The organism is Cupriavidus sp. FW305-46 (genome assembly GCF_058787075.1).
This window is the reverse complement of sequence record NZ_JBYSZI010000052.1, coordinates 11,623-37,779: the sequence shown is the minus strand read 5'-3', so window position 1 is coordinate 37,779 and position 26,157 is coordinate 11,623. Positions and strand designations below refer to the sequence as shown.

24 protein-coding genes are annotated in these 26,157 nt (G+C 66.6%); 21 read left to right on the top strand and 3 right to left on the bottom strand.

Translation table 11 applies throughout. From position 1 onward, the window contains the following. The first annotated feature begins 158 nt into the window (after positions 1–158). Positions 159–1,217, top strand: a complete 1,059-nt coding sequence (locus AC3WON_RS23150; RefSeq protein ID WP_492352822.1) for a porin — start codon at positions 159–161, stop codon at positions 1,215–1,217. Positions 1,218–1,413: 196 nt separating this feature from the next. Here AC3WON_RS23150 and AC3WON_RS23145 read toward each other — a convergent pair whose 3' ends face one another. Continuing rightward, a complete protein-coding gene (locus AC3WON_RS23145) occupies positions 1,414–2,388 on the bottom strand; it encodes an NADPH:quinone oxidoreductase family protein (RefSeq protein WP_010814246.1) in 975 nt (324 codons plus the stop codon). Between the two features lie 207 nt (positions 2,389–2,595). Here AC3WON_RS23145 and surE point away from each other — a divergent pair, with 207 nt between their 5' ends. From surE to AC3WON_RS23120, 5 genes are read left to right on the top strand one after another with little or no spacing between them, the layout of a single operon-like run. Next, positions 2,596–3,348, top strand: coding sequence for a 5'/3'-nucleotidase SurE (gene surE, locus AC3WON_RS23140; RefSeq protein ID WP_010814245.1), 753 nt, complete (start codon positions 2,596–2,598; stop codon positions 3,346–3,348). Between the two features lie 28 nt (positions 3,349–3,376). After that, positions 3,377–4,297: a protein-L-isoaspartate(D-aspartate) O-methyltransferase gene (locus AC3WON_RS23135; protein ID WP_492319877.1), complete on the top strand. Its 921-nt coding sequence runs from the start codon at positions 3,377–3,379 to the stop codon at positions 4,295–4,297. An 8-nt stretch (positions 4,298–4,305) separates the two neighbouring features. Further along, the gene (locus AC3WON_RS23130) at positions 4,306–5,166 is read left to right on the top strand and encodes a peptidoglycan DD-metalloendopeptidase family protein (protein WP_010809416.1); all 861 of its coding nucleotides are present in this window, start codon (positions 4,306–4,308) and stop codon (positions 5,164–5,166) included. A gap of 6 nt (positions 5,167–5,172) precedes the next feature. Next, on the top strand, positions 5,173–6,351 hold the full coding sequence (gene rpoS / locus AC3WON_RS23125; protein WP_011615628.1) for an RNA polymerase sigma factor RpoS: 1,179 nt from the start codon (positions 5,173–5,175) through the stop codon (positions 6,349–6,351). Continuing rightward, complete coding sequence (locus AC3WON_RS23120) at positions 6,348–7,184, top strand: 3'-5' exonuclease (RefSeq protein ID WP_492319878.1); 837 nt, start codon at positions 6,348–6,350, stop codon at positions 7,182–7,184. The genes rpoS and AC3WON_RS23120 overlap by 4 nt, the downstream gene beginning before the upstream one ends. Before the next feature lie 30 nt (positions 7,185–7,214). Here the strand turns inward: AC3WON_RS23120 and AC3WON_RS23115 are convergent, their stop codons facing one another. After that, a complete protein-coding gene (locus AC3WON_RS23115; RefSeq protein ID WP_492352821.1) occupies positions 7,215–8,069 on the bottom strand; it encodes an endonuclease/exonuclease/phosphatase family protein in 855 nt (284 codons plus the stop codon). 251 nt (positions 8,070–8,320) lie between these two features. On the opposite strand from AC3WON_RS23115, the gene rlmD reads away from it, so the two are divergent. Then, a complete protein-coding gene (gene rlmD, locus AC3WON_RS23110) occupies positions 8,321–9,625 on the top strand; it encodes a 23S rRNA (uracil(1939)-C(5))-methyltransferase RlmD (protein WP_492352826.1) in 1,305 nt (434 codons plus the stop codon). Between the two features lie 70 nt (positions 9,626–9,695). Here the strand turns inward: rlmD and AC3WON_RS23105 are convergent, their stop codons facing one another. Beyond that, positions 9,696–10,400 (bottom strand): Bax inhibitor-1/YccA family protein, encoded by a 705-nt coding sequence (locus AC3WON_RS23105; protein ID WP_010809421.1) that lies wholly within the window; start codon positions 10,398–10,400, stop codon positions 9,696–9,698. Between the two features lie 373 nt (positions 10,401–10,773). Between AC3WON_RS23105 and ndk the strand changes: the two genes are divergently transcribed. The 14 genes from ndk to AC3WON_RS23035 all read left to right on the top strand — a co-directional run bounded on the left by ndk (position 10,774) and on the right by AC3WON_RS23035 (position 26,117). Beyond that, complete coding sequence (gene ndk, locus AC3WON_RS23100; RefSeq protein WP_010809422.1) at positions 10,774–11,199, top strand: nucleoside-diphosphate kinase; 426 nt, start codon at positions 10,774–10,776, stop codon at positions 11,197–11,199. Between the two features lie 53 nt (positions 11,200–11,252). Continuing rightward, positions 11,253–12,407, top strand: coding sequence for a dual-specificity RNA methyltransferase RlmN (rlmN, locus tag AC3WON_RS23095; RefSeq protein ID WP_010809423.1), 1,155 nt, complete (start codon positions 11,253–11,255; stop codon positions 12,405–12,407). Continuing rightward, complete coding sequence (gene pilW / locus AC3WON_RS23090) at positions 12,404–13,183, top strand: type IV pilus biogenesis/stability protein PilW (protein ID WP_492319880.1); 780 nt, start codon at positions 12,404–12,406, stop codon at positions 13,181–13,183. Before rlmN ends, pilW begins: the two co-directional genes overlap by 4 nt. After that, positions 13,176–14,141 carry a RodZ domain-containing protein gene (locus AC3WON_RS23085; protein WP_492319881.1) on the top strand — a complete coding sequence of 322 codons (966 nt, stop codon included), beginning with the start codon at positions 13,176–13,178 and terminating at the stop codon, positions 14,139–14,141. The genes pilW and AC3WON_RS23085 overlap by 8 nt, the downstream gene beginning before the upstream one ends. A gap of 38 nt (positions 14,142–14,179) precedes the next feature. Continuing rightward, positions 14,180–15,472, top strand: coding sequence for a flavodoxin-dependent (E)-4-hydroxy-3-methylbut-2-enyl-diphosphate synthase (gene ispG, locus AC3WON_RS23080; RefSeq protein WP_492319882.1), 1,293 nt, complete (start codon positions 14,180–14,182; stop codon positions 15,470–15,472). Positions 15,473–15,511: 39 nt separating this feature from the next. Next, entirely contained in the window at positions 15,512–16,882 is a 1,371-nt protein-coding gene (gene hisS / locus AC3WON_RS23075; RefSeq protein WP_010809427.1) for a histidine--tRNA ligase, read from the top strand. Between the two features lie 69 nt (positions 16,883–16,951). Next, positions 16,952–17,584 carry a tetratricopeptide repeat protein gene (locus tag AC3WON_RS23070; protein WP_492352820.1) on the top strand — a complete coding sequence of 211 codons (633 nt, stop codon included), beginning with the start codon at positions 16,952–16,954 and terminating at the stop codon, positions 17,582–17,584. Between the two features lie 68 nt (positions 17,585–17,652). Beyond that, the gene (bamB, locus tag AC3WON_RS23065; protein WP_492319883.1) at positions 17,653–18,828 is read left to right on the top strand and encodes an outer membrane protein assembly factor BamB; all 1,176 of its coding nucleotides are present in this window, start codon (positions 17,653–17,655) and stop codon (positions 18,826–18,828) included. Between the two features lie 220 nt (positions 18,829–19,048). Next, positions 19,049–20,392, top strand: coding sequence for a ribosome biogenesis GTPase Der (gene der / locus AC3WON_RS23060; RefSeq protein WP_492319884.1), 1,344 nt, complete (start codon positions 19,049–19,051; stop codon positions 20,390–20,392). Positions 20,393–20,603: 211 nt separating this feature from the next. Then, positions 20,604–20,843 carry an RNA chaperone Hfq gene (gene hfq, locus AC3WON_RS23055; RefSeq protein WP_010809431.1) on the top strand — a complete coding sequence of 80 codons (240 nt, stop codon included), beginning with the start codon at positions 20,604–20,606 and terminating at the stop codon, positions 20,841–20,843. Positions 20,844–21,068: 225 nt separating this feature from the next. Next, entirely contained in the window at positions 21,069–22,331 is a 1,263-nt protein-coding gene (hflX, locus tag AC3WON_RS23050) for a GTPase HflX (protein WP_492352819.1), read from the top strand. 152 nt (positions 22,332–22,483) lie between these two features. Next, positions 22,484–23,845 carry an FtsH protease activity modulator HflK gene (gene hflK / locus AC3WON_RS23045; RefSeq protein ID WP_010809433.1) on the top strand — a complete coding sequence of 454 codons (1,362 nt, stop codon included), beginning with the start codon at positions 22,484–22,486 and terminating at the stop codon, positions 23,843–23,845. A 10-nt stretch (positions 23,846–23,855) separates the two neighbouring features. Continuing rightward, entirely contained in the window at positions 23,856–24,764 is a 909-nt protein-coding gene (gene hflC / locus AC3WON_RS23040; protein WP_010809434.1) for a protease modulator HflC, read from the top strand. Between the two features lie 201 nt (positions 24,765–24,965). Next, entirely contained in the window at positions 24,966–26,117 is a 1,152-nt protein-coding gene (locus tag AC3WON_RS23035) for an ATP phosphoribosyltransferase regulatory subunit (RefSeq protein WP_492319886.1), read from the top strand. The last annotated feature ends 40 nt before the right edge of the window (positions 26,118–26,157 follow it).

Below are 26,157 nucleotides of genomic sequence, written 5' to 3'. Positions count from 1 at the left end.
AGGGAAGTGCGCCGGCTTAGAAGCTAGGGGAAACCCCCAATCCCGCAGCGGCGCCGTGCCCGCGAAAAGCCCGCATTCCGAAAGCGAACTGAAAGTGCGCGTCCCCTACCATCCGGCCGGCTAACGATTCACACAACAAGCACAAGCAAGGAGATAGCATGAAGCGTACGGCAATGGCATTCGCAGCGATGGGTCTGGCTGCGGCCGGGTCGGCATCCGCCCAATCGAGCGTGACCATGTATGGCCTAGTGGACGCCGGCATCGAATTTGTCAGCCACGCGGGCCCGGACGGCTCGGCGGTCAAGCTGACCTCGGGCGGCAAGAACACCTCGCGCTGGGGCATCCGCGGCAACGAGGACCTGGGCGGCGGCCTGAAGGCGATCTTCGCCCTGGAAAGCGGCATTGCCATCGATACCGGCAGGCTGGACACCGACAACACGCTGTTCGACCGCCGTGCCACGGTGGGCCTGGCAAGCCGCTACGGCCAGGTGGTGCTGGGCCGCACCTTCACCACGACCTACGACTTCATGCTGCCGTTCGACCCGATGGGCTACGCGCCGGCCTATTCGTGGGCCACCTCGTCGACCGCCACCGGCGGCCGCAAGGACGGCCTGTTCTCGCGCGCCTCGAACGCGGTCCGCTACGACGGCAGCTTCGGCGGCCTGAAGCTGGGCGCGACCGTGGCCATGGGCGAAGTGGCGGGGGACTTCAAGAGCTCCTCCAAATACGCGCTGGGGGTGGGCTACAGCGCCGGCAAGTTTGCCGCGGCCGCCACCTGGGACCGCCAGAACGGCGCCGGCAGCAGCACCACGCCGGCCGACAGCACCGACTACATCCAGGGCATCCATGCCGGCGCCAGCTATGACTTCGGCGGCCTGAAGCTGTTTGCCGGCTACCGCAACTACAAGCGCACCTTCACCACCGGCGCGGCGACGGACCGCAGCGACATGTACTGGGGCGGCGCCAGCTATGACTTCACGCCGGCCTTCACGCTGTACGGCGCGGTCTACAAGCAGAACATCAAGGGCGGCAACAACGCCGACCCGATCCTGTTCTCACTGCGCGGCCAGTACGCGCTGTCCAAGCGCACGCTGGCCTACCTGTCGGTGGGCTATGCCGATGCGCGCAACGGGCAGAACGTCAGCGTCTCGCGCGACCTGATCGGGTTCGCCAACAACCAGACCGGCGTCATGGCCGGCCTGCAGCACCGCTTCTGAGGAAGGGGCGGCCTGAATGGCCGGAATGGCCTCATCGGCCTGTTGGGAACTGCCCGCCGCCTGGCGCATGGGTGTGCGCCATCGAGGGCGGCTGGCAGCTTGAGGCGCGTTGCCTCAGCCGGGCGCAGGGCGTAGCCGCACGCCTTGCGCCCTTCTTTTACCGGCGGGCAGGGCGCGCCGCCGGCGTGCGTGCCGCTCAGGGCACGATCACGATCTTGCCGGTGACCTTGCGCGCTTCCATGTCCTTGAGCGCCTGCGGAGCCTGCTCCAGCGGATAGCGCGCCGAGATATGCGGGCGGATCTTGCCTTCCTTCATCCAGCCCAGCATCTGCGCCATATTGGCCTGGTTGGCCTTGGGCTCGCGCCGCACGAAGTCGCCCCAGAACACGCCCACCAGCGAGGCGCCCTTGAGCAGCGCCAGGTTCAGCGGCAGCTTGGGGATCTCGCCGTTGGCAAAACCCACCACCAGGTAGCGGCCACGCCAGCCGATCGAACGGAAGGCCGGTTCGGCATAGATGCCGCCCACCGGGTCGTAGATCACGTCCGGACCCTTGCCGTCGGTCAGCGCCTTGATGCGTTCGCGCAGGTCCTCGGTGCTGTAGTTGATCAGCGCGTCGGCGCCGTGCTCCTTGCACACCGCCAGCTTCTCGTCGGTCGAGGCGGCGGCGATCACGCGCGCGCCGATGGCCTTGCCGATCTCGATCGCCGCCAGGCCCACGCCGCCGGCCGCGCCCAGCACCAGCATGGTCTGGCCGGCCTTCAGCTCGCCCCGGTCGATGACCGCGTGGTGCGAGGTGCCGTAGGTCAGCGTGAACGCCGCCGCGGTCTCGAAATCGATGCCGGGCGGCATCGGCACCACCGACGCCGCCGGCGCCTTGGCCTGGCTGGCGAACGCGCCGTTGCCCAGGTAGGCGATCACCTTGTCGCCGGGCTTGACGTGGGTGACGCCTTCGCCGACCGCATTGACCACGCCGGCCAGCTCCGAGCCCGGGCTGAACGGCAGGGCAGGCTTGGCCTGGTATTTGTTCTGGATGATGAGCACATCCGGGAAGTTGACGGCGGCCGCCTTGACGTCGATGACCACTTCGCCCTTGGCCGGTACCAGGTCGGGCAGGGTTTCGATGGTCAGCGAATCGGGCGGGCCCCAGGCTTTGCACAGTACGGCTTTCATCTTGTCTCCGGTGATGTTGGTGGCATTTCACGCCAGTCAAGCTTATGCGGGCGGGCAGGGCAAGTGTAGCGTAGAAATAGCACGGTCGTTCTGTTCCATGTCCAAGCTATGGAGGTGGTTATTTGCGGCCTGCATACAGCGCCAGAAACGTGCTTTCAGGGCGGCGCACGGGCCGCTTGCGCGCGCGCGCTCAGGTACAATCGCGCCATGCATATCCTTCTCGCCAACGACGACGGTTATCTCGCGCCGGGACTGGCCGTTTTGCATGCCGCGCTCGCGCCGCTGGGCCGGATCACGGTCATCGCGCCGGAGCAGAACCATAGCGGTGCCTCCAACTCCCTGACCCTGCAGCGGCCGCTGTCGATCTACGAAGCGCGCGAAGGCGTGCAAAAAGGTTTTCGCTTCGTCAACGGAACGCCGACCGACTGCGTGCATATCGCGCTGACGGGCCTGCTGGAAGAGAAACCCGACCTGGTGGTGTCCGGCATCAACCAGGGACAGAACATGGGCGAAGACGTGCTGTACTCCGGCACCGTCGCCGCCGCCATCGAGGGCTACCTGCTGGGCATTCCGTCGGTCGCCTTCTCGCAGGTGGACAAGGGCTGGGAGCACCTGGACGCCGCGGCACGCGTTGCGCGCACCGTGGTGGAGCGCATCATCGGCACGCCGCCGGCCGAGCCGTTCCTGCTCAACGTCAATATCCCGAACCTGCCGTTCGAACATATCAAGGGCTACCGCGCCACGCGCCTGGGCAAGCGCCATCCGTCGCAGCCGGTGATCACGCAGGTCAATCCGCGCGGCGACACCAACTACTGGATCGGCCCGGCGGGCGATGCGCGCGATGCCAGCGAGGGTACCGATTTCCATGCAGCTGCGGCGGGCTATGTCTCGCTCACGCCGTTGCAGCTCGACCTGACGCACCGCGGGCAGCTCGACGCGCTCGACCAGTGGTTGAAGTAGGCCACCGATCCGCAGTGTCGCGCCCCCGATGAGCACCACGCCCCCTCGCAGCAAGTTTCCGCTGCCGCTCGATGCGGTAGTCGAGCGCAAGCCCGCACCGGCCCGCACCGCCGGCATGCCTGCCGTGGGCACGCCGCGGCCGGCCGCGCCCACACCCGCGCCAGCCAAGCCGGCCAAGCCGCGCCTGCCGCGCACCGCCGCACCGGCGCCCGCGCCGGTGCCTGCAAGCGCGGTCGAGCAACGCGCCTCGGCGGCCACCGCGGGCGGTGGCGGCATGGCCTCGGCGCGCGCGCGCGTGGCGCTGGCGGCGCGGCTGCGTGCCGCGGGCATCCGCGACGAGCGCGTGCTGTCGGCCATTGCCACCGTGCCGCGCCACCTGTTCGTCGAGCCGGGGCTGGCATCGCAGGCGTATGAGGACGCCGCGCTGCCGATCGGCCACCAGCAGACCATTTCCAAGCCGTCGGTGGTGGCGCGCATGATCGAGCTGCTGCGCGAGGGCCTGGCCGCCGACGCGCCGCTGGAGCGCGTGCTCGAGATCGGCACCGGCTGCGGCTACCAGGCCGCGGTGCTGAGCCAGGTCGCGCGCGAAGTCTTCTCGATCGAGCGCATCCGCCCGCTGCACGAGCAGGCCAAGGCCAACCTGCGGCCGCTGCGCGTGCCCAACCTGCGCCTGCACTACGGTGACGGCATGCTGGGGCTGCCCCAGGCGGCGCCGTTTTCGGCCATCATCCTGGCCGCGGCCGGCATGGAGGTGCCCGAGGCGCTGCTGGAGCAGCTGGCCATCGGCGGGCGCCTGATCGCCCCGGTGGCGGTGATGCCGCCGGCGGGCGTGCCGGGCCAGACCGTCACGCAGCAGCTGTTGCTGATCGAGCGGCGCAACCGCCATCGCTTTCACAGAACCGCGCTTGAAGCCGTTTTCTTTGTGCCCTTAAAATCGGGCACCATCTGAGTCGAACTATGCACAACATCGTGAAATCGCAATATTTCGCACGCGCCGGACAACTTTTTGCGGCCTCGGCGCTGACGGCCCTGCTGGCCGCCTGCGCCAATTCGCCGATGCCGGCACCCGTGGTTGACCGTACCTCCACTTCCGGTACCACGGCCGCGACGCTGGAACCGGCGCCCCCCGGATACTATCGGGTCAAGCGAGGCGATACTCTTTACCGTATCGCGCTGGAGAACGGCCAGTCGTATCGCGATGTGGCAACGTGGAACAACCTGACCAATGTGAACCAGATCGAGGTCGGCCAGCTGCTGCGCATCGTGCCGCCGGGTGCCGACGTCAACACTGCGCCCGGCGTGGCCACCATGCCAGTGGCGCCGGGCACGGTGCAGGCGCAGCCGATCGACCAGGCCCGCCCGGCCGCCACGCCGGTGCCGCCGGCTGCGGCCGCTTCGGCGCCTGCGGCAACGCCCGCCGCGCCCGCCGCGGCCGCGGCGCCGGTCGCCGATGGCTCGATGAAGCTGGCCTGGCCGGCAACCGGCCAGACGGTCGGGAAATTCGACGACAAGGGTAATAAAGGCATCGATATTGCGGGCAAGAAGGGCGATGCGGTGCTGGCTGCGGACGATGGTCGGGTGATTCACGTTGGCCCCTTGCGCGGCTACGGGAATCTTGTCATCATCAAACACAACGAGACATTTCTTACTGCTTACGGGCACAACGACAAGGTGCTCGTGGCTGAGCAATCCGCGGTCCGAAAAGGCCAGAAGATTGCGGAGATGGGCAACAGCGATACCGACCGGGTAAAGCTTCACTTCGAAGTCCGCAAGAACGGAAAACCGGTTGATCCGATGCGGTACCTGCCGCCACAGTGAGGGTTCATGCCACGCCAGAAAACTGTCTCCTCCGGAACCGTAAGCAGGGCTCGCCGTCCCAAGCAGCCGGAAGTGAAGGCTGGTGTGGCACATCCCGACGCGCGCGCCGATGCTGAAGGCTTCGAGCCTGATCTCGCCGCCGAACTGATTCCCGTGACCGACGAGCCCATCGCCACGTCCACTTCGGTGGGCCTGCGCGAGGCCGACCTGCTTGCCGACGACAGTGAGCGCATCGTGCGCGACGACGATGAGGACGAGTCGGAAGACGAGGAAGAAGAGAGCGCGGAAAATGGCACCGACAGTGCCGCCCCCGAGCATGATGATTTCCGCACCGTGCTGCATACCGAGCTGGCTGCGGACACCGTCCAGCACTACCTGAACCGCATCAGCATCAAGCCGCTCCTGTCGGCCCCGGAAGAACTGCATTTTTCCACGCTGGCCAAGGACGGCGACTTTGCCGCACGCCAGGTCATGATCGAGCGCAACCTGCGGCTGGTGGTCAGCATCGCCAAGGGCTACCTCAATCGTGGCGTGCCCCTGCTCGACCTGATCGAGGAAGGCAACCTGGGCCTGATGCACGCGATTGAAAAATTTGATCCGTCGCGCGGTTTCCGCTTCTCGACGTACGCGACCTGGTGGATCCGCCAGAGCATCGAGCGCGCCATCATGAACCAGGCGCGCACGGTCCGCCTGCCGGTCCACGTGATCCGCGAACTCAACCAGGTGCTGCGCGCCAAGCGCCATCTGGAGAAGGGCGGCACCGACGGGCGCGACGCCAGCCTTGAAGACATTGCCCACCTGCTGGGCAAGACGCCGGACGAAGTGCAGGACGTCCTGGCACTCAACGAACATACCACCTCGCTCGATACGCCGTTCGATCTCGATCCCGGCTCGAGCCTCCTGGATTTCCTCTCCGACGAGCACAACGCCGCCCCCGACCAGGAGGTGGCGCACCGCGAGCTGGAAGGGCTGATGAAGCTCTGGCTGGCGCGCCTGTCGGAAAAGCATCGCTATGTGGTGGAGCGCCGCTTCGGCCTCAACCATATCGAGCCCGCCACGCTGGAAGAGCTGGCCGAGGAAATGGGCCTCACGCGCGAGCGCGTGCGCCAGATCCAGCAGGAGGCGCTGGTCAAGCTCAAGCGGCATTTCGCTTCGCAAGGTGTCAGGAAGGATGCTGTTCTATGACCCCTGTGCTGGTATTCGACATCGAGACCATTCCCGATGTTGCCGGCCTGCGCCGTTTGCATGACCATCCCGATGCGATGAGCGACGCCGAAGTCGCCGAGCATGCGTTTGCCGCCCGCCGCGAAAAGACCGGCAGCGATTTTCTCCCGCACTACCTGCAGCGCATCGCCGCGATTTCCTGCGTGCTGCGCCGCACGCACCGCGACGGCTCGGCGGTGTTCCACGTCGGCTCACTGGGCACGCCGGAAGACGGCGAGGCCACGCTGATCCAGAAGTTCTATGAACTGATCGCGCGCTACAGCCCGCAACTGGTTTCATGGAACGGCGGCGGCTTCGACCTGCCGGTGCTGCATTATCGCGGCCTGGTCAACGGCGTCACCGCGCCGCGTTACTGGGAGATGGGAGAGGGCCGCGACGACGACAGCCGCGACTTCAAGTGGAACAACTACATCAGCCGCTACCACATGCGGCACCTGGACCTGATGGACCTGCTGGCCATGTACCAGCCCCGCGCCAGCGCGCCGCTGGATGACCTGGCCAAGCTGTGCGGCTTCCCGGGCAAGATGGGGATGGACGGCAGCAAGGTCTGGCAGGCGTTCCAGGCCGGCCAGCTCGACGAGATCCGCGCCTATTGCGAGACCGACGTCGTCAACACCTACCTGATGTACTGCCGCTTCCAGCTGATGCGCGGCGGCATGTCGCCGCGCGAGTTCGACGTCGAGATGGAGTTCGTCCAGGAGTCATTGGCCGAGCTGCCCGGCGAGCAGTGGATGGAATACCTGCAGGCATTCCGGCTGCAGCGTCTCACGCCCGAAGCCGAAGACCTAGACTGAGCACGGCGGCGACGCGCCGCCGACACGAATTCACAAATCCAGCGACAGCAGGATCGGCTGGTGGTCCGAGTTGGCCGTATCGGCATCGACCTCGCAGCGCCGGATCCGCCCGGCGAGATTCTCCGTCACGAACATGAAATCGCAGGCGAACGGCGCCTCCGGCCATTGCTCCTTGTCGTACAGGGCGCAGGTCGGCGCATGCGGCTGGCCTGGGTGTGTGTGCAGCCAGGCATCGCGCCAGGGCGGCGTGGCGTCGTCAAAGGGCTCGAGCACACGGCGGTAGGCAATATCGTCAGGCTTGCTGTTGAAGTCGCCGCACAGGACAGCCTCGGCCGGGCGCGGCTCCGGCGTGAACGGGCCCGGCCATTTCTCGCTGCGGCCGGGGCGGCGCGCATGGTCGCAGGCTTCGGCGTGCCAGGTGCGCAAGGCTTCGGCTTGCGCGGCGCGCTGGTGTGATGAGTAATACTCCAGGTGCGTGCAGATCACGCGCAGCCGCCGGGTGCCGACTTCGACCGTGGCTTCCAGCGCCACGCGCGGCATCGACGCCACCTGCGGGTCCGCCGGCCAGGGCAGGGCGTGGCGGAAGACTTCGCGCACCGGCAGGCGCGTGGCGATCAGGTTGCCGAATTGCTTGCGCCCTCCGGTGGCGGTGCGCCGGTCGACACCAGGCGCGTAGAGCAGGTGGTAGCCGGGCAGCAGGGCGGTCAACTCCGCCACCTGGTCTTCCCCCGGGCTGCCGCGCAGTTCGCCGAAGCCGCGCGTGACCTCCTGCAGGCAGATGACGTCGGCGTCGGCAATGCCGCGCAGGGTGTCGACCTGGCGGCCCAGGTCGACATGCCCGTCGGCGCCGCGACCCCATTGGATATTCCAGGAAATCAGTTCCATTTGCCGTCTCCGTCACGTCGCCGGGAAGCAGCCGCCGGTGCCGGCCCGGTCTGGCATACAATCCCGCTTTCACAAAACAATACGTCAGGTTTCGTCTGGTGTCCCAAGCCGTGTCCTCCCCACAAGAAACGCCGGCAGCCCCGGCCGCTGTTGCCGCTCAAGGTGCTGCTCCCGTCGCAAAAGAGTCCCGTGTCCGCGCCGACGCTGGCGCCCCCGCGGCCGATCCCGTGGTGTCGATCGACAGCCTCGACATGGAGGCCCGCGGCGTTGGCCGCCTGGTGAATGAGGACGGCACGCCCGGCAAGGTGATCTTCGTCGAAGGCGCGCTGCCCGGCGAGACCGTCAGCTACCGCAGCTTTCGCCGCAAGCCCAGCTACGAGCAGGCCCACCTGATCGAGGTCCGGCAGGAATCGGTGATGCGCGTGAAGCCCGGCTGCCAGCATTTCGGGGTCTGCGGCGGGTGCTCGATGCAGCATCTCGATTCGCGCGCCCAGCTGGCAATCAAGCAGCGCGTGCTGGAAGACAACCTGTGGCACCTGTCCAGGGTGAAGCCCGATGTGGTGTTCCGCCCCATCGCCGGGCCGGACTGGGGCTATCGCTACCGCGCGCGGCTGACTGTGCGCCATGTGGCCAAGAAGGGTGGGGTGCTGGTCGGCTTCCATGAGCGCAAGAGCAGCTATGTGGCCGACATGACCCGTTGCGAGATCCTGCCGCCGCATGTGTCGGCCATGCTGGTGCCGCTGCGCGAGCTGGTTGGCGGCCTGTCGATCCGCGACCGCATGCCGCAGATCGAGCTGGCCGTGGGGCAGGAAGTCACCGCGCTGGTGCTGCGCATCCTGGAGCCGCTGACCGATGCCGACAAGGACCTGCTGCGCGCCTTCGCCGACCAGCACAAGGTGCAGTTCTGGCTGCAGCCCAAGGGCCCGGATACGGTTTATCCGTTCTATCCGGCCGATGCCGAGCTGGCCTATACGCTGCCGGAATTCGGCATCCGCATGCCGTTCAAGCCGACCGATTTCACCCAGGTGAACCACCAGATCAACCGCGTGCTGATCGGCCGCGCGCTGCGTTTGCTGGACGCGCAGCCGCAGGACCGCCTGCTCGACCTGTTCTGCGGCATCGGCAACTTCACGCTGCCGCTGGCCACGCAGGGCAAGTCGGTGATGGGCATCGAAGGCAGCGAGGCGCTGACCACGCGAGCGCTGGCCAACGCCGAATACAACGGGCTGGCGGCCAGGACCGAGTTTGCCTGCCGCAACCTGTTCGAGGTCACGGCCGAGGACATTGCCGCGCTGGGCCGCTTCGACCGCTGGCTGGTCGATCCGCCGCGCGAAGGCGCGCTGGCGGTATGCAAGGCGCTGGGCGAACTGGCGCAGCAGGGTAGCGACGTGCTGCCGCAGCGCATCGTCTACGTATCGTGCAGCCCAGCCACGCTGGCGCGCGACGCCGGCCTGCTGGTGCACGAGGCGGGCTACCGGCTCGCCGGCGCGGGCGTGGTCAACATGTTCCCGCACACCTCGCACGTGGAGTCGATCGCGGTGTTCGATCGCGGCTGATCGCGCAAGTCGCACCAAAGAAAAAACCGGCCATCAGGCCGGTTTTTTCATGCTGCAGGGGAGGTTGCCGTCACTCGCGGCTGCCGCCGAAGATGCCCAGCAGCGCCAGCAGGTTGACGAAGACGTTGTACACGTCCAGGTAGATTGCCAGCGTGGCGGTGATGTAGTTGGTCTCGCCGCCATTCACCACGCGCTGCACATCGAACAGGATGTACGCCGAGAAGATACCGATGGCGATCACCGACACCGTGATCATCAGCGAGGGCAGCTGCAGCCAGATATTGGCGACGCTGGCCAGGATCAGCAGGATCACGCCGACGAACAGGAACTTGCCCAGGCCGGAGAAATCACGCTTGCTGACCGTGGCGATGGTCGCCATTGCACCGAATACCGCCGCCGTGCCGCCAAAGGCATACATGATCAGCGCCGGCCCGTTGGAGAACTGCAGCGTCACGCCGATCAGCCGCGACAGCATCAGCCCCATGAAGAACGTGAAGGCCAGCAGCAGGACCACGCCCATGCTGCTGTTCTTGGTCTTCTCGATACCGTAGAAGAACCCGAACGCGATGCCCAGGAACAGGATCAGCGACAGGAAGGGGTTGCCCGCCATGAAGCTGAAGCCTGTGGCCACGCCGATCCACGCACCGAGCACGGTGGGGATCATCGAGAGGGCCAGCAGCCAGTAAGTGTTGCGCAAGACCCGGTTGCGAACGACGACGTCAGTGACGGTCGACGCACTGTTGCCGAAACCGTAGGTGTTCAGCTTGTTATCCATGGTGACTCCTGTCTCAAAACGGTGAGGCGCCGGGCTGCGAGGCTTCGGATGCGAAGATTCGTATGGAACCCGGACGGAACCATCGTCAATGTGGCACCTGGGAGGTGGAATTGCAAGGGCGGGGTAACTCATGAGTCACCTCTTGCATTGCTTTGCGCCGTTCGGTGCCGCTCACATTGGATGTTAGCCGGGGCGGCGTGTTCCTGGCATGACAAGGTTGTAATGTGTTCATTGGCATACTTGGCGTCCGGTTGTGCGGCAAGGGCGGCCCGACACACGCGAGAGCAGGGAAGACCCTCGAAAGGGTCATAGTCTTCGTGCTAGAATCGCACGTTTAATCCATTTGTAACCCCTTCATTTTTCGGAGTTTTTCATGGCGATCGAACGCACCCTGTCGATTATCAAGCCGGATGCCGTGGCCAAGAACGTCATTGGCCAGATCTACGCCCGTTTCGAGGCCGCCGGCCTGAAGATCGTTGCTGCCAAGATGGTGCACCTGTCGCGCGGCGAAGCCGAGCAGTTCTACGCTGTCCACAAGGAGCGTCCGTTCTTCAAGGACCTGGTGGATTTCATGGTTTCCGGCCCGGTCATGATCCAGGCCCTGGAAGGCGAGAACGCCATCGCCAAGAACCGTGACCTGATGGGCGCCACCGACCCGAAGAAGGCCGAGAAGGGCACCATCCGCGCCGATTTCGCCGACAGCATCGACGCCAACGCCGTGCACGGCTCGGACGCCGCTGAAACGGCTGCCGTGGAAGTGTCGTTCTTCTTCCCGGGCATGAACGTCTACAGCCGCTGATTGTCCGGCGCTGCTGCCAGGACTAGACTGACACCGAAGCTGAGTTTGCCGTCATGAACGCTCTCGTCAACCTGCTCGACCTCGACGCGGACGCGCTCACCGCTTATTGCGGCGAGCTCGGCGAGAAGCCGTTCCGTGCGCGGCAACTGCAACGCTGGATCCACCACTACGGTGCCAGCCGCTTCGACGCCATGTCGGATCTCGCCAAGTCGCTGCGCGAAAAGCTCGCGACGCGGGCCGAGATCCGCGCGCCTGCCGCCATCACCGACCACCTGTCGGCCGACGGCACGCGCAAGTGGCTGCTCGACGTGGGCCAGGGCAACGCGGTGGAAACGGTCTACATCCCCGAGGAAACGCGCGGCACGCTGTGCGTTTCCTCGCAGGCGGGGTGCGCCGTCAACTGCCGCTTCTGCTCCACCGGCAAGCAAGGCTTTTCGCGCAACCTCAGCACCGGTGAAATCATCGGCCAGCTGTGGATGGCGGAGTTCGCCATGCGCGAACAACTGGGCCGCGGCCCCAAGGACGACCGCGTCATCTCCAACGTGGTGATGATGGGCATGGGCGAGCCGCTGCTGAACTACGATGCTGTCGTGCCGGCCATGCGCCTGATGCTCGACGACAACGCCTACGGCCTGTCGCGCCGCCGCGTGACGCTGTCCACCTCCGGCGTGGTGCCGATGATGGACCGGCTGTCCAAGGATCTCCCGGTGGCTCTCGCCGTGTCGCTGCACGCGTCCAACGACGCCCTGCGCGACGTGCTGGTGCCGCTGAACAAGAAGTACCCGCTGGCCGAACTGATGGCGGCATGCCGCCGCTACCTGGAATTCGCGCCGCGCGATTTCATTACTTTCGAATACTGCATGCTGGACGGCGTCAACGACGGTGTCGAGCATGCGCGGGAACTGCTGAAGCTTGTGGCCGACGTGCCGTGCAAGTTCAACCTGATCCCGTTCAATCCTTTCCCCGAATCGGGCCTGAAGCGTTCCAACAACGATCAGATCCGGCGCTTTGCGCAGGTGCTGATGGACGCAGGCATCGTGACCACCATCCGCAAGACCCGCGGCGACGATATCGACGCCGCCTGCGGCCAGCTGGCCGGGGAAGTGAAGGACCGCACGCGCCTGGCCGAGCGCGGCAAGTTCGGCAAGATCACGCCACTGGTGCCGGTCGCTGCTTCCGGCCAGCCTCGGGAGGTTCGCCCTGCATGATCCGTCTGCTCGCTGCGGCCCTGCTGGGGCTGCTGATGTTGTCCGGCTGCCAGCTGCCGCATGCGCCGGCGCAGGATCCCCAGACCGCTTCCGACCAGACCGATGCAAGGCGCCGCGCCGGCATCCGGCTGCAGCTTGCCACCAACTACCTGGAGGCGGGCCAGAACGCGGTCGCCCTTGACGAGATCAAGCAGGCCATTGCCATCGATCCGGCGCTCGCCGACGCCTACCATGTGCGCGCGCTGATCTACATGAACATGAATGAGCGGACGCTGGCCGATGACAGCTTCCGCACGGCGGTGTCGATGCGTGCCAACGACGGCGACCTGCTCAACAACTACGGCTGGTTCCTGTGCCAGGAAGGGCGCTACGGCGAGGCCGTGCCGATGCTGCAGCGCGCGATGTCGGCGCCGTCCGCAGGCGGCCCCGCCAAGCCGCTGATCAGCCTGGGCGCGTGCGAGCTGCGCCAGGGCCACAGCGCCGAAGCGGAAAAGAACCTGAAGGCCGCGCTCGGCTACGACCGCAACAACCCGGTGGCCAACACCAACCTTGCGCTGGTCTTCTACCGGCGCGGCGATTTCGCGCAGGCCCGGCAATATGTCCAGCGCGTCAACAACAGCCAATTTGTCAATGCGCAATCCCTCTGGCTGGGAGCGCGCATTGCCCACCGTCAGGGCGACAGCCGCACGCAGGATGCGCTTGGGGCGCAACTGCGCAGCCGCTTCCCCGACTCGCGTGAGTTGACCGCCTACGAACAAGGAGCATGGGATGAGTGAGCACGACCGCGCCGCAGGCCAGGCCGTACCGACGCAACAAGTCGGCGGGGGCGCGCACGAAGGAGAACGCGAAGCTGCCGCACGCGAGATCGGCGCAGCGCTGGCGCGCGAGCGCGAGGCGCAGCGCATGTCGGTGGAAGACGTCAGCGCGCGCCTGAAGGTGGCTGCAGGCAAGCTGCGCGCGATCGAGGCCGGCAACCTGCAGGCACTGCCCGACGTGACCTTCGCCAAGGGCGTGATGCGTGCCTATGCGCGCATGCTGCACGTCGACATCGACCCGCTGCTGGCACGCTTCCAGCCGCGCCCGGTGGCGCAGGTGGCGGAAATTGCCCGGCAGCGCGAGGGTGGCATCAATGCGGCCTTCGACGACCGCAACCGCTTCCGCTCGGGCGGCAACGGCGGCCGCTGGGTCTGGCTGGCGCTGGTGGCCGTGCTGGTGGCCGCGGGCGGCTGGTTCGGCCTTGACCATATCCGCGCATGGATCGATGCGCGCAGCAGCGCTGCCGAGACCGTAACGGCTGAAGCGCCTGCCGTGATCCAGAGCACGGAAGCTGGCACCGTGACGGCGGCGCTGCCGCCGGTCATGGCCGCCAGCGATTCGCCGGCGCCGTCTGCCGAAACCGCTCCGGCCAGTGCCGCCGCAGCTCCCGTGGCCGCGACGGCACCCGCAGCCGCTTCCGCGCCTGCAGCTGCCGCGGCACCGGCTGCGCCAGCAGGCGAGGGCGAACTGCAGATCCGCTTTGCCGGCGATACCTGGTATGAGATCCGGGACAATAGCGGCAAGATCGTCATGGGCGGTACCGCCAAGGCCGGCCAGACCGTGGCCGGTGGCGGCACGGCCCCGTACAAGGTGGTGATCGGCAACGTCAAGGGCGTCGAGTCGTTGACGCGCAATGGCACGCCGGTCGACCTGAAGGCAGCCAACCGCAACAACGTGGCGCGCCTGACGCTGCCCTGACGCGGGCGCGCGGTGCGTCTTTGCAAGGTGGTAACGCTATGAACCAACAGCTCTGTCTCCCGGTCCTGCCCGGTCCGCTGCCGCGCCGCCAGACGCGCCAGGCGCGCGTTGCGTGGGGCGACAATGTGGTGACCATTGGCGGCAGTGCGCCGGTGCGCGTGCAGTCGATGACCAACACGGATACGGTCGATGCCATCGGCACGGCCATCCAGGTCAAGGAACTGGCGCGTGCGGGCTCGGAGATCGTGCGCATCACGGTGAACACGCCCGAGGCCGCCGCCGCGGTGCCGTCGATCCGCGAGCAGCTCGACCGCATGGGCGTGAACGTGCCGCTGGTGGGCGACTTCCACTACAACGGCCACAAGCTGCTGCAGGACTATCCGGCCTGTGCCGAGGCGCTGTCCAAGTACCGGATCAACCCCGGCAACGTCGGCCAGGGCGCCAAGCGCGACACGCAGTTCGCGCAGATGATCGAGATGGCGTGCCGCTACAACAAGCCGGTGCGCATCGGCGTGAACTGGGGCAGCCTGGACCAGGACCTGCTGGCACGGATCATGGACGAGAACGCCGGGCGCGCCGAGCCGTGGCCGGCGCAGAGCGTGATGATCGAGGCGCTGATCACCTCGGCCATCGACTCGGCCAAGAAGGCCGAGGAAATCGGCCTGCCGGGCGACCAGATCATCCTGTCGTGCAAGGTGTCGCAGGTGCAGGAACTGGTCGCGGTGTACCGCGAGCTGGCACGCCGCTGCGACTACGCGCTGCACCTCGGGCTGACCGAGGCCGGCATGGGCAGCAAGGGCATCGTGGCGTCGACCGCGGCGCTGTCGGTGCTGCTGCAGGAAGGTATCGGCGACACCATCCGCATCTCGCTGACGCCTGAACCCGGCGCGCCGCGCGAGAAAGAGGTGTACGTGGGGCAGGAGATCCTGCAGACCATGGGCATGCGCAACTTCACCCCGATGGTGATTGCGTGCCCGGGCTGTGGCCGCACCACCAGCACCGTCTTCCAGGAGCTGGCGGCAAGCATCCAGGCCTATCTGCGCGAGCAGATGCCGCAATGGAAGACCGTCTACCCGGGCGTCGAGGAAATGGATGTGGCCGTGATGGGCTGCATCGTCAACGGCCCGGGCGAGAGCAAGCACGCCAATATCGGCATCTCGCTGCCGGGCTCGGGTGAATCGCCGGCGGCGCCGGTGTTCGTCGACGGCGTCAAGGTGAAGACGCTGCGCGGCGAGCGCATTGCAGAAGAATTCCAGGCGATCGTAGATGAATACGTTCGCACGCATTACGGCCCGGGCGCTGCGCGGGCCGACAAAGAAGTGGCAGCCTGAGCCGGACCGGCCGGGTGCCAGCAGCCTGACAAGAACAGAATGACGCAATCCGAGAACGTGGCCGCCGCAGGCGGTGCCAAGACCGAACCGAAGGTGCGCCCCGCCAAGGCCCTGCAGGGCGTGAAGGGCATGAACGACATGCTGCCGGCGGACGCGCCGCTGTGGGAGCATTTCGAGAATGCCGCACGCGCCATGCTGCGTGCCTACGGCTACCAGCAGATCCGCACGCCGATCGTCGAGCATACGCAGCTGTTCGTGCGCGGCATCGGCGAGGTCACCGACATCGTCGAGAAGGAGATGTACTCCTTCACCGATTCGCTCAACGGCGAGCAGCTGACGCTGCGCCCCGAAGGCACCGCCGCGGCCGTGCGCGCCACCATCGAGCACAACCTGCTGTACGACGGCCCCAAGCGCCTGTGGTACACCGGCCCGATGTTCCGCCACGAGCGTCCGCAGCGCGGCCGCTACCGCCAGTTCCACCAGCTCGGCGCCGAGGCGCTGGGCTTTGCCGGCCCGGACGTGGATGCCGAAATCATCCTGATGTGCCAGCGCCTGTGGGACGACCTGGGCCTGGTTGGCGTGCGCCTGGAGCTCAATTCGCTGGGGCAGGCCCATGAACGCGCCGCGCACCGCGAACAGCTGATCAAGTACCTGGAAGGCTTCCAGGACATCCTGGACGACGACAGCAAGCGCCGCCTGTACACCAACCCGCTGCGCGTGCTGGACACCAAGAACCCGGCGCTGCAGGAGATGGCGGCCAACGCGCCCAAGCTGATCGACTTCCTCGGCGAGGAGTCGCTGGCGCACTTCGAGGGCGTGCAGCGCCTGCTCAAGGCCAACAACATCCCGTTCAAGATCAACCCGCGCCTGGTGCGTGGCCTCGACTACTACAACCTGACGGTGTTCGAGTGGATCACCGACAAGCTGGGCGCGCAGGGCACCATCGCCGGCGGCGGGCGCTATGACCCGCTGATCGCGCAGATGGGCGGCAAGCCGGCGCCGGCCTGCGGCTGGGCCATGGGCATCGAGCGCATCATCGAGCTGATCCGCGAAGAGGGCGTGGTGCCCGACGCGGCGGGCTGCGACGTCTACCTGGTGCACCAGGGCGAAGCCGCCGCGCAGCAGGCGATGATCGCCGCGGAACGGCTGCGCGACGCGGGCCTGGACGTGGTGCTGCACGCCAGCCCCGACGGCAAGGGCGGCAGCTTCAAGTCGCAGATGAAGCGTGCCGACACAAGCGGCGCGGCCTATGCCGTTATCATTGGCGACGACGAAGTGGCTGCCGGCGTGGTCCAGGTCAAGGAACTTCGCCAGCGCGAGCAGGCCGAAGGCGGTGGACAACAGGCCACCGTGCCGGCCGAGGGACTGGTCGATTACCTGATCGACGCCATGGTCGGCGCCAGCGAATAAATCGCGCGCCGGCCAGCCGGAAAACCCCAGTACACGAGTACCTAACCCAACGCAGGTGATTGCCTCGACATGGCTTACGATCTAGAAGAACAGGAACAGCTTGAGAATCTGAAGGCCTGGTGGCGCCAGTACGGCAATGCGCTGACCTGGGCGCTGATCGTCGCGCTGCTGGCGTTCGCCGGCTGGAACGGCTGGAAGTACTGGGAACGCAAGCAGGCGGGCGAGGCCGCGGTGCTGTACGAGCAGGTGCTCAAGGCCGCCGAGGCGCGTGACATCGAGCGCATCAAGCGCGCCGCGACCGACCTGGAAGACAAGTACGGCCGCACCGCCTATGGCCAGATGAGCGCGCTGGTCGCGGGCCGCGTGCTGTACGATGCGGGCGACCTCGCCGCGGCCAAGAGCCAGCTGCAATGGGCCATCGACCATGGCGACCAGGAGTATTCGCACCTGGCGCGCGTGCGCCTGGCCGGCGTGCTGCTCGACGAGAAGGCCTACGACAAGGGCCTGGCGCTGCTCAAGGATGAACCGCCGGCAGCGTTCGTGGCGCTGTATGCCGACCGCCGCGGCGACCTGCTCGCCGCACAGGACAAGCGCGACGATGCGCGCACGGCCTATCGCAAGGCGCTGGACAAGCTGGGCCAGGATGAGCCGGCGATGCGCCAGATCATCCAGTTCAAGCTTGATGCGCTGGGCACGGCCTGATCCGGCCGCTCCCGAACGCATGCAAACACCGCATATCCAGCGGATCGTATAAACAGGACCGTAACCCTATGACGTCAGTGCTTTCCCGTGCCGTACATCGCCAGCCCGCCCGCGCCATGACCCGTGCGCTGGTGGCGGTTGCCTGCCTGGCCACACTGGGCGGCTGCTCGCTGTTCAGCAAGGAAAACAAGCACCCGCCCGCCGAGCTCAAGCCGATCTCGGGCACGCTGTCGGTGCGCCAGGCCTGGAAGGCCGACGTGGGCAAGAGCGGCCCCTATTCGATGCAGCCGGCCGCGGCGGGCAACAACGTCTACGTCTCGTCCAACAACGGCAACGTGATGGCGCTGGAAGGCGCCAGCGGACGCGTGCTGTGGAAGGCCAAGGCCGACCTGGACCTGACCTCGGGCCCGGGCAGCGATGGCTCGGTGACGGCGGTCGCCGGCGAGAAGGGCGCCATCTATGCCTTTGACGCCAGCGGCAAGCAGATCTGGAAGAAGCAGGTCAACGGCGAGGTGCTGTCGGCGCCGCTGGTCGGCAACGGCCTGGTGGTGGTGCGCACCACCGACACGCGCGTATTCGGCCTGGACGCCGAGACCGGCGAGCGCCGCTGGATCTACCAGCGTTCGCAGACGCCGCTGAACCTGCGCGCGGCGATGGGGATGGTGTTTGCCGGCGACGGCATCGTGATGGGCTTCCCCGGCGGCAAGCTGGGCGTGCTGACGCCGGGCAACGGCGTGCTGCGCTGGGAGAGTGCGGTCTCGTACCCGAAGGGCGTGTCGGAGATCGAGCGCCTGAACGACGTCACCGGCCTGCCGATGGTGAGCGGGCGCCAGGTCTGCGCCACTACCTTCCAGGGCCGGGTGGCCTGCCTGGAGCTGGCCAGCGGGCAGCCGCAGTGGGGCAAGGATTTCTCGTCGCCGAGCGGCCCGGCGCAGGATGACAATGCAATTTACGCCAGCGACGAGCAGTCGGTCGTGCATGCGTTCGACCGCCAGAACGGCAACGAGCGCTGGAAGAACAACGACCTGCGCAATCGCCGCCTGGGCGCGCCGCTGGCCCTGGGCCGCTCGGTGGTTATGGGCGACTTTGAAGGTTATGTACACTTCCTGTCGCGCGAAGACGGCCAGGTCATCGCACGCATGAAGACCGATGGCAGTGCCATCACCGCCGCGCCCGTGGTGGCGGGGCAGACCCTGGTAATCCAGACCCGCGACGGCGACGTCTACGGTTTCCAGCCTGGCTGACAGGAATCCAATGCGCGCTGCCGTACACCTGTCGGTACGGCTAGCGCCGAATCCGGTAGCATGATCCTTAGCGCGGCAATTGCAGCGGGTCCGTTGACCCGGCACCGCGCCCGACAGGACAAGCGGCAGACCGCGCCCTAGGTGGCGCGGCGTGCCGTCGGATCCATTGACTCCGGAGTTACCGGGGGGCGGCGTGCCGGCCCCCGTTTCCGTTTATTGCATGAAACCAGTTATCGCACTTGTCGGCCGCCCCAATGTGGGCAAGTCGACGCTATTCAACCGCATGACCCGATCGCGCGACGCCCTTGTCGCCGACCTGCCGGGCCTGACGCGCGACCGCCATTACGGGGAAGGGCGCATCGGCGAACGTCCGTTCATCGCCATCGATACCGGCGGCTTTGAGCCGGTGGTCAAGGAAGGCATCGTCGCCGAGATGGCCAAGCAGACCAAGCAGGCCGTGGTCGAGGCCGACGTGGTGATCTTCATCGTCGACGGCCGCCTGGGCCTGGCGCCGCAGGATCGCGCCATCGCCGACTACCTGCGCAAGACCGGCCGGCGCATCATGCTGGCGGTCAACAAGGCCGAGGGCATGAAGTACACCTCGGTGGCGGCCGATTTCTATGAGCTGGGCATGGGCGATCCGTACGCGATCTCCGCTGCCCACGGCGACGGCGTGAGCGAACTGGTCGACGAGGCCATCGAACTCGCGGTCCAGGAGCGCCCCGAGCTGGGCGAAGAGATTCCGGACGAAGGCAAGGGCGTCAAGATCGCCATCGTCGGGCGCCCCAATGTGGGGAAATCCACGCTGGTCAACACGCTGATCGGTGAAGAGCGCGTGATTGCGTTCGACATGCCCGGCACCACCCGGGATGCCATCTACGTGGAGTTCGAGCGCGGCGGCAAGCCCTACACGCTGATCGACACGGCCGGATTGCGCCGGCGCGGCAAGGTGTTCGAGGCGATCGAGAAGTTCTCGGTGGTCAAGACCCTGCAGTCGATCGCCGATGCCAACGTGGTGATCCTGCTGCTCGATGCGCAACAGGATATTTCCGACCAGGACGCGCATATCGCCGGCTTTATCGTGGAGTCGGGCCGCGCGCTGGTGGTGGGCGTCAATAAATGGGATGGGCTGGACGGCCATACCCGCGACCGCATCAAGCATGACCTGGAACGCAAGCTGCAATTCCTGAACTTCGCGAATTTCCATTTTGTCTCGGCGCGCGAGCGTACCGGCATTGGCGCGCTGATGCGTTCGGTCGATGATGCGTTCGCCGCGGCCATGGTCAAGCTGCCGACGCCGCAGCTCACGCGTGTGCTGCAGGAAGCGGTGGAATTCCAGCAGCCCAAGCGGGTCGGCGCGTCGCGGCCCAAGCTGCGCTACGCGCACCAGGGCGGCTCGAATCCGCCCATTATCGTGATCCACGGCAATGCGCTCTCGGGCGTTGCGGAAACCTACCGGCGCTACCTGGAAAATCGTTTCCGTACGGCATTCAAGCTCAAGGGCACCCCTCTTCGCATCGAATTTCGTACGAACAAAAATCCGTACGCGGACTCGAAGGATTGAGTCCGGAATCGGATTCCTGGCGGGGCAAGTTTTCGTTTGCGTTCGTTTGGAACTGCGGCTAAATTTGCGGTAGCAGGGGGTTCCCTGTGCATTGACGCCGACTTGGTACCGTTTTTGATCTTTTTTCTGGCGCGTTTTTGCGCCGACTGACTTGAACCGGGGATTTCCATCCCCATCATTCACCACTAAACCTATAAATTTGGAGTGTGCCATGAGCAACAAAGGGCAACTGCTACAAGACCCGTTCCTGAACGCGCTGCGCAAAGAGCACGTGCCGGTTTCCATCTACCTCGTCAATGGCATCAAGCTGCAAGGCAATATCGAATCGTTCGACCAGTATGTCGTCCTGCTGCGCAACACCGTGACGCAGATGGTCTACAAGCATGCGATTTCCACTGTCGTTCCTGCGCGCGCGGTCAATTTCCGCGTGGATGACGCCGCCGAGGCCTGATCTCCTTGCGGGCATCGTGCGGGCGCCCCGCGGCGCCGCACTGATGCCCGGCGCCGGTGCGCCATCGCGCCCGGTGCCGCGCGGCCCGGCGGTTGCCAATGCCGCCACCGCTGCCGCCACGTTCCGCATCATGCGGCGGCCTGTCCCGGCAGGGGCCGGGACAGTGTCCGACATCCGCCCGCCTTCCCCCTGAACCCGTTTTTCCCTGCGCTTACGCGCCCTCCCTTGGACCCCAGAGCCACTTCCAATACCGCCCCTTCGCGCGCCATTCTGGTCGGCGTCGACTTCGGCAAGCATGATTTCCAGGAAAGCCTCAGCGAACTGGCGCTGCTGACCTCTACCGCTGGCTCTCTGCCGGTGCATACGTTGACGGGCCGCCGCTCGCGGCCGGATCCGGCGCTGTTCATCGGCTCGGGCAAGGCCGAGGAGCTGAAGGAGGCCGCCGACGCCTTGGATGCCGACGTGGTCGTGTTCAACCACGCCCTGAGCCCGGCACAGCAGCGCAACCTGGAACGCTTCCTGAACCGCCACGTGATCGACCGCACCGGCCTGATCCTGGACATCTTCGGGCAGCGCGCGCAGAGCCACGTGGGCAAGGTGCAGGTGGAGCTGGCGCAGGTCCAGTACCGCGCGTCGCGGCTGGTCCGCGCGTGGAGCCACCTGGAGCGGCAGAAGGGCGGCATTGGCATGCGCGGCGGCCCCGGCGAGCGCCAGCTCGAGCTGGACCGGCGCATGCTGGACGAGCGCGCCAAGCGGCTCAAGTCCGATCTGTCGCGGCTGCAGCGCCAGCACAGCACGCAGCGGCGCGCGCGCGCGCGCAATGACACGCTCAGCATTTCGCTGGTGGGCTATACCAACGCGGGCAAGTCGACGCTGTTCAATGCGCTGACCAAGGCTGGCGCCTATGCGGCCGACCAGCTGTTCGCCACGCTCGACACCACCTCGCGCCGGCTGTTCCTGGACGGGCTGGGCAACGTGGTGCTGTCCGACACGGTCGGCTTTATCCGCGACCTGCCCACGCAACTGGTGGCGGCGTTCCGCGCCACGCTGGACGAGACCGTGCATGCCGACCTGCTGCTGCATGTGGTGGATGCATCGAGCCCGGTGCGCCACGAGCAGATCGAGCAGGTCAACCGCGTGCTGGCGGAAATCAACGCGCTGGACATCCCGCAGATCGTGGTGATGAACAAGATCGATGCCGCGCCCGAGCTGTTGGAGCAGGGCCCGCGCCTGGAGCGCGACGAGGACGGCATCCCCACCCGCGTGTTCCTGAGCGCGCGCGAGGGCATGGGCCTGGATACGCTGCGCGAGGCCGTGGTCGAGGTGGCGCAATGGCTGGCCAGCCGCCCGCCCGAGCCGCAACCCTATGACCCGCGCCTCGTCGACGTGCCCCAGTACGCCGATGCCGGCGATGATGGCAGTGCAGATGAGGGCGGCGTGGCTGACGGCAGCGACGACGCCGACGCGGGGGATTCGGGCAGGCTGTAGCCTGTCAAGTTGCCGTCAGTTCGCCGCCAGTGCTCCGGCCGTTCTGCCCAATCCCGGTGCGATTGCTGCCGGGATTGCGCGAATTGGCCAAAAGTGGCTCGGATGACTGCTAGAATCCCCCTGTTACAAACTTCCCCGGACCCGTGCACTTCATGCCCCAGTTTCCCCGGAATGCTGATTCGAGCCTGACACCAGGCGGCCGCTTCGCGCTGCGCGCGGGCTGGCAGCGCCTGCGCGCCATCTTCTCGCTGAACGATCCGCGCTGGGGTCGCAACGGTCAGGACGACGACGACAAGAAGGACGGTCGCGACGACAACCGCCAGCAGAACCAGCGCCCGCAGCAGGATGGCGGCCCGCCCGACCTGGACGAACTGTGGCGCGACTTCAACCGCCGCCTGAACGGCCTGCTCGGCCGCAAGGACAACGGCGGCGGCAACAACCAGGGCTTTGGCGGTCCGCGCACGCCGGGCAAGGGCTCGGGGGTGGGCGCTGGCGTGATCGTGGCGGCCGTGGTCGGCATCTGGCTGGCCAGCGGCTTCTTCATGGTTCAGGAAGGCCAGACCGCGGTGATCCTGCAGTTCGGCAAGTTCAAGTACTCCACTGGCCCCGGCATCAACTGGCGCATGCCCTGGCCGGTCCAGTCGGCCGAGATCGTCAACCTGTCGGCCGTGCGTTCGGTCGAGGTGGGGCGCTCCACCTCGATCAAGGACAGCAACCTGAAGGACTCGTCGATGCTGACGCAGGACGAGAACATCATCGACGTGCGCTTTACGGTGCAGTACGTGATCCAGGACGCCGGCGAATTCCTGTTCTTCAACAAGACCGACCGCGGTGGCGATGAAGAGCTGGTGACGCAGGCCGCCGAGACCTCGGTGCGCGAGATCGTCGGCCGCAACAAGATGGACGCGGTGCTGTACGAGAGCCGCGAACAGATCGCGCAGCAACTGGCCAAGTCGATCCAGGCCATCCTGACGGCGTACAAGACCGGCATCCGCGTGCTGTCCGTGAACGTGCAGAGCGTGCAGCCGCCCGAGCAGGTGCAGGCCGCGTTCGACGACGTCAACAAGGCCAGCCAGGACCGCGAGCGCGCGATCAGCGAAGGCCAGGCCTATGCCAATGACATCCTCCCGCGCGCCAAGGGTACCGCGGCGCGCCTGAAGGAAGAGTCCGAAGCCTACCGCTCGCGCGTGGTGGCGCAGGCCGAGGGCGATGCCTCGCGCTTCCGTTCGGTGCAGACCGAATACGCCAAGGCGCCGCAGGTGACGCGCGACCGCATCTATCTGGAAACCATGCAGCAGATCTACACCAATTCGACCAAGGTGCTGGTGGACGCGCGCCAGGGCAACAATCTTCTCTACCTGCCGCTGGACAAGCTGATGGCACAGGCCGACGGCCGCGCTGCGCCGCAGCCGGGCCAACCGGGTGCGGCCAGCCCGCCGGCGTCCGCGCCGGATGCATCGACGGACGCCCGTTCGCGCGAAGCGCTGCGCAACCGCGACCGCGACTCGCGCTGAGGAGACCGTCATGAACCGACTGATTTCCTTCGCGATTGGCTTTTTCATCCTGCTGGCCGTGGTTTCGTCCATGCTGTTCGTGGTCGACCAGCGCCAGTACGCCGTGGTGTTCGCCTTCGGCCAGATCAAGCAGGTGGTGCGCGAGCCCGGCCTGCACTTCAAGCTGCCGCCGCCGTTCCAGAACGTGGTGTTCATGGACCGCCGCCTGCAGACCATCGACGTCGCCGCCAACGAGCGTTTCCTGACCGCCGAGAAGAAGAGCATGGTGGTGGACTGGTTCGTCAAGTGGCGCATCACCGATCCGCGCAAGTTCTTCGTCGCCTTCGGCGGCAACCTGCGCGGCGCGCAGGACCGCATGACCCAGCGCATCGACTCGGTGGCGCGCGAGGAGTTCGGCAAGCGCACCGTGGCCGACGTGGTCGCCGGCGAGCGCGAGCAGGTGATGCAGGCCATCCGCAACGGCATGGCTGAATATGCCAAGTCGGTCGGCGTCGAGATCCTGGACGTGCGCCTCAAGCGCGTTGACCTGCTGCCCGCGATCAGCGAATCGGTGTACCGCCGCATGGAGGCCGAGCGCAAGCGCGTGGCCAACGAGCTGCGCTCCACCGGCGCCGCCGAGGGCGAAAAGATCCGCGCCGATGCCGACCGCCAGCGCGAAGTGGTGCTGGCCGAGGCTTACCGCGACGCCCAGGTGATCAAGGGCCAGGGCGATGCCAAGGCCTCGCAGATCTATGCCGACGCGTTTGGCCGCGATCCGCAGTTCGCGCAGTTCTGGCGCAGCATGGAGGCTTACCGCAACACCTTCCGCGACAAGCGCGACGTGCTGGTGCTTGAGCCCAACTCCGAGTTCTTCCGCTACATGCGTTCCAGCGGCGGTGCCGCCGCGGCCGCCTCGGGCGGATCCGGAGGCAAGCGCTAGCACCGTCGCTTGTCCGTGTGGCGAATTGACGAAACCCCGGCATGCCGGGGTTTTGTCCGGCTGGAGCCATCCTCGCCGAGTGATGGCGCGGGCGCGTGGCGCCTGCGATGACGTTTCTGGTCAAGGACCGGTGCCTTGGGGGCATTGCCTCGCGAGGTGGTCAGAATGACTGAGAAGAGATTGACTGAGAAGAGATTCACTATGTCCAACCATTGGCTGCTGCCAGAAAACATTGCCGACGTGCTGCCGTCGGAAGCGCGCAAGATCGAAGAACTGCGCCGCCGCATGCTGGACCTGTTCCGCACCTACGGCTATGAGCTGGTGATGCCGCCGATGCTGGAATACCTGGAGTCGCTGCTGACCGGCACCGGCCATGACCTGGACCTGCGCACGCTCAAGCTGGTGGACCAGTTGTCGGGCCGCACCATGGGCCTGCGTGCCGATATCACGCCGCAGGTGGCGCGCATCGACGCGCACCTGCTGAACCGCCCGGGCGTGACCCGCCTGTGCTACGCGGGCAACGTGCTGCATGCGCGCCCGGCGGGCTTCCACGCCACGCGCGAGCCGATCCAGATCGGCGCCGAGATCTATGGCCATGCCGGCCTGGAAGCCGACGTCGAGATCCAGGACCTGATGCTGGCCGCGCTGCAGGCGGCGGGGCTGTCCGATGTCCGCATCGACATGTGCCATGCCGGCATTCTGGAAGCGCTGCTGGCGGGCCTACCGTCGATCCGCAAGATCGAGGACGCGCTCTTTGCCGCGCTGGAAACCAAGGATGTGCCGGCCCTGCGCGAACTGACCGTGGGCATGCCGCAGACCGAGCGCGATGCGCTGCTGGCGCTGCCGACGCTGTACGGCGGCGTGGACGTGATCGAGCGCGCGCGCGCGACGCTGCCGGCCAGCCCGGCCATCGGCCGCGCGCTGGATGAACTGGCGGCACTGGCGGTGCAGGTGCGCGGTGCCAGCGTGAATATCGACCTGTCGGATTTGCGCGGTTACCACTATCACAGTGGCGTGATGTTCGCGGCCTATGTTGCCGGCCTGCCCAATTACGTGGCGCGTGGCGGCCGTTACGACAAGGTGGGCGAAGCCTTCGGCCGGGCGCGCCCGGCCACGGGATTCTCGCTGGATCTGCGAGAAGTGGCTGCGCTGTCGCCTGTGGAAGTGCGCGCCCAGGCGATTTTTGCGCCCTGGGATGCGGATCCGGCACTCCGGGCCGCGATTTCCGCGCTGCGCGCGGCCGGCGAGATCGTGATCCAGTCGCTGCCCGGCCATACCCACGAGCTCGATGAATTCAACTGCGACCGGCAGCTGGTGCGCCAGGATGCCGGCTGGGCCGTGGTGCCGCGCTGACGCTTGGGCGCCGGGCGTGCCCAAAAATCGAGAATCGCCC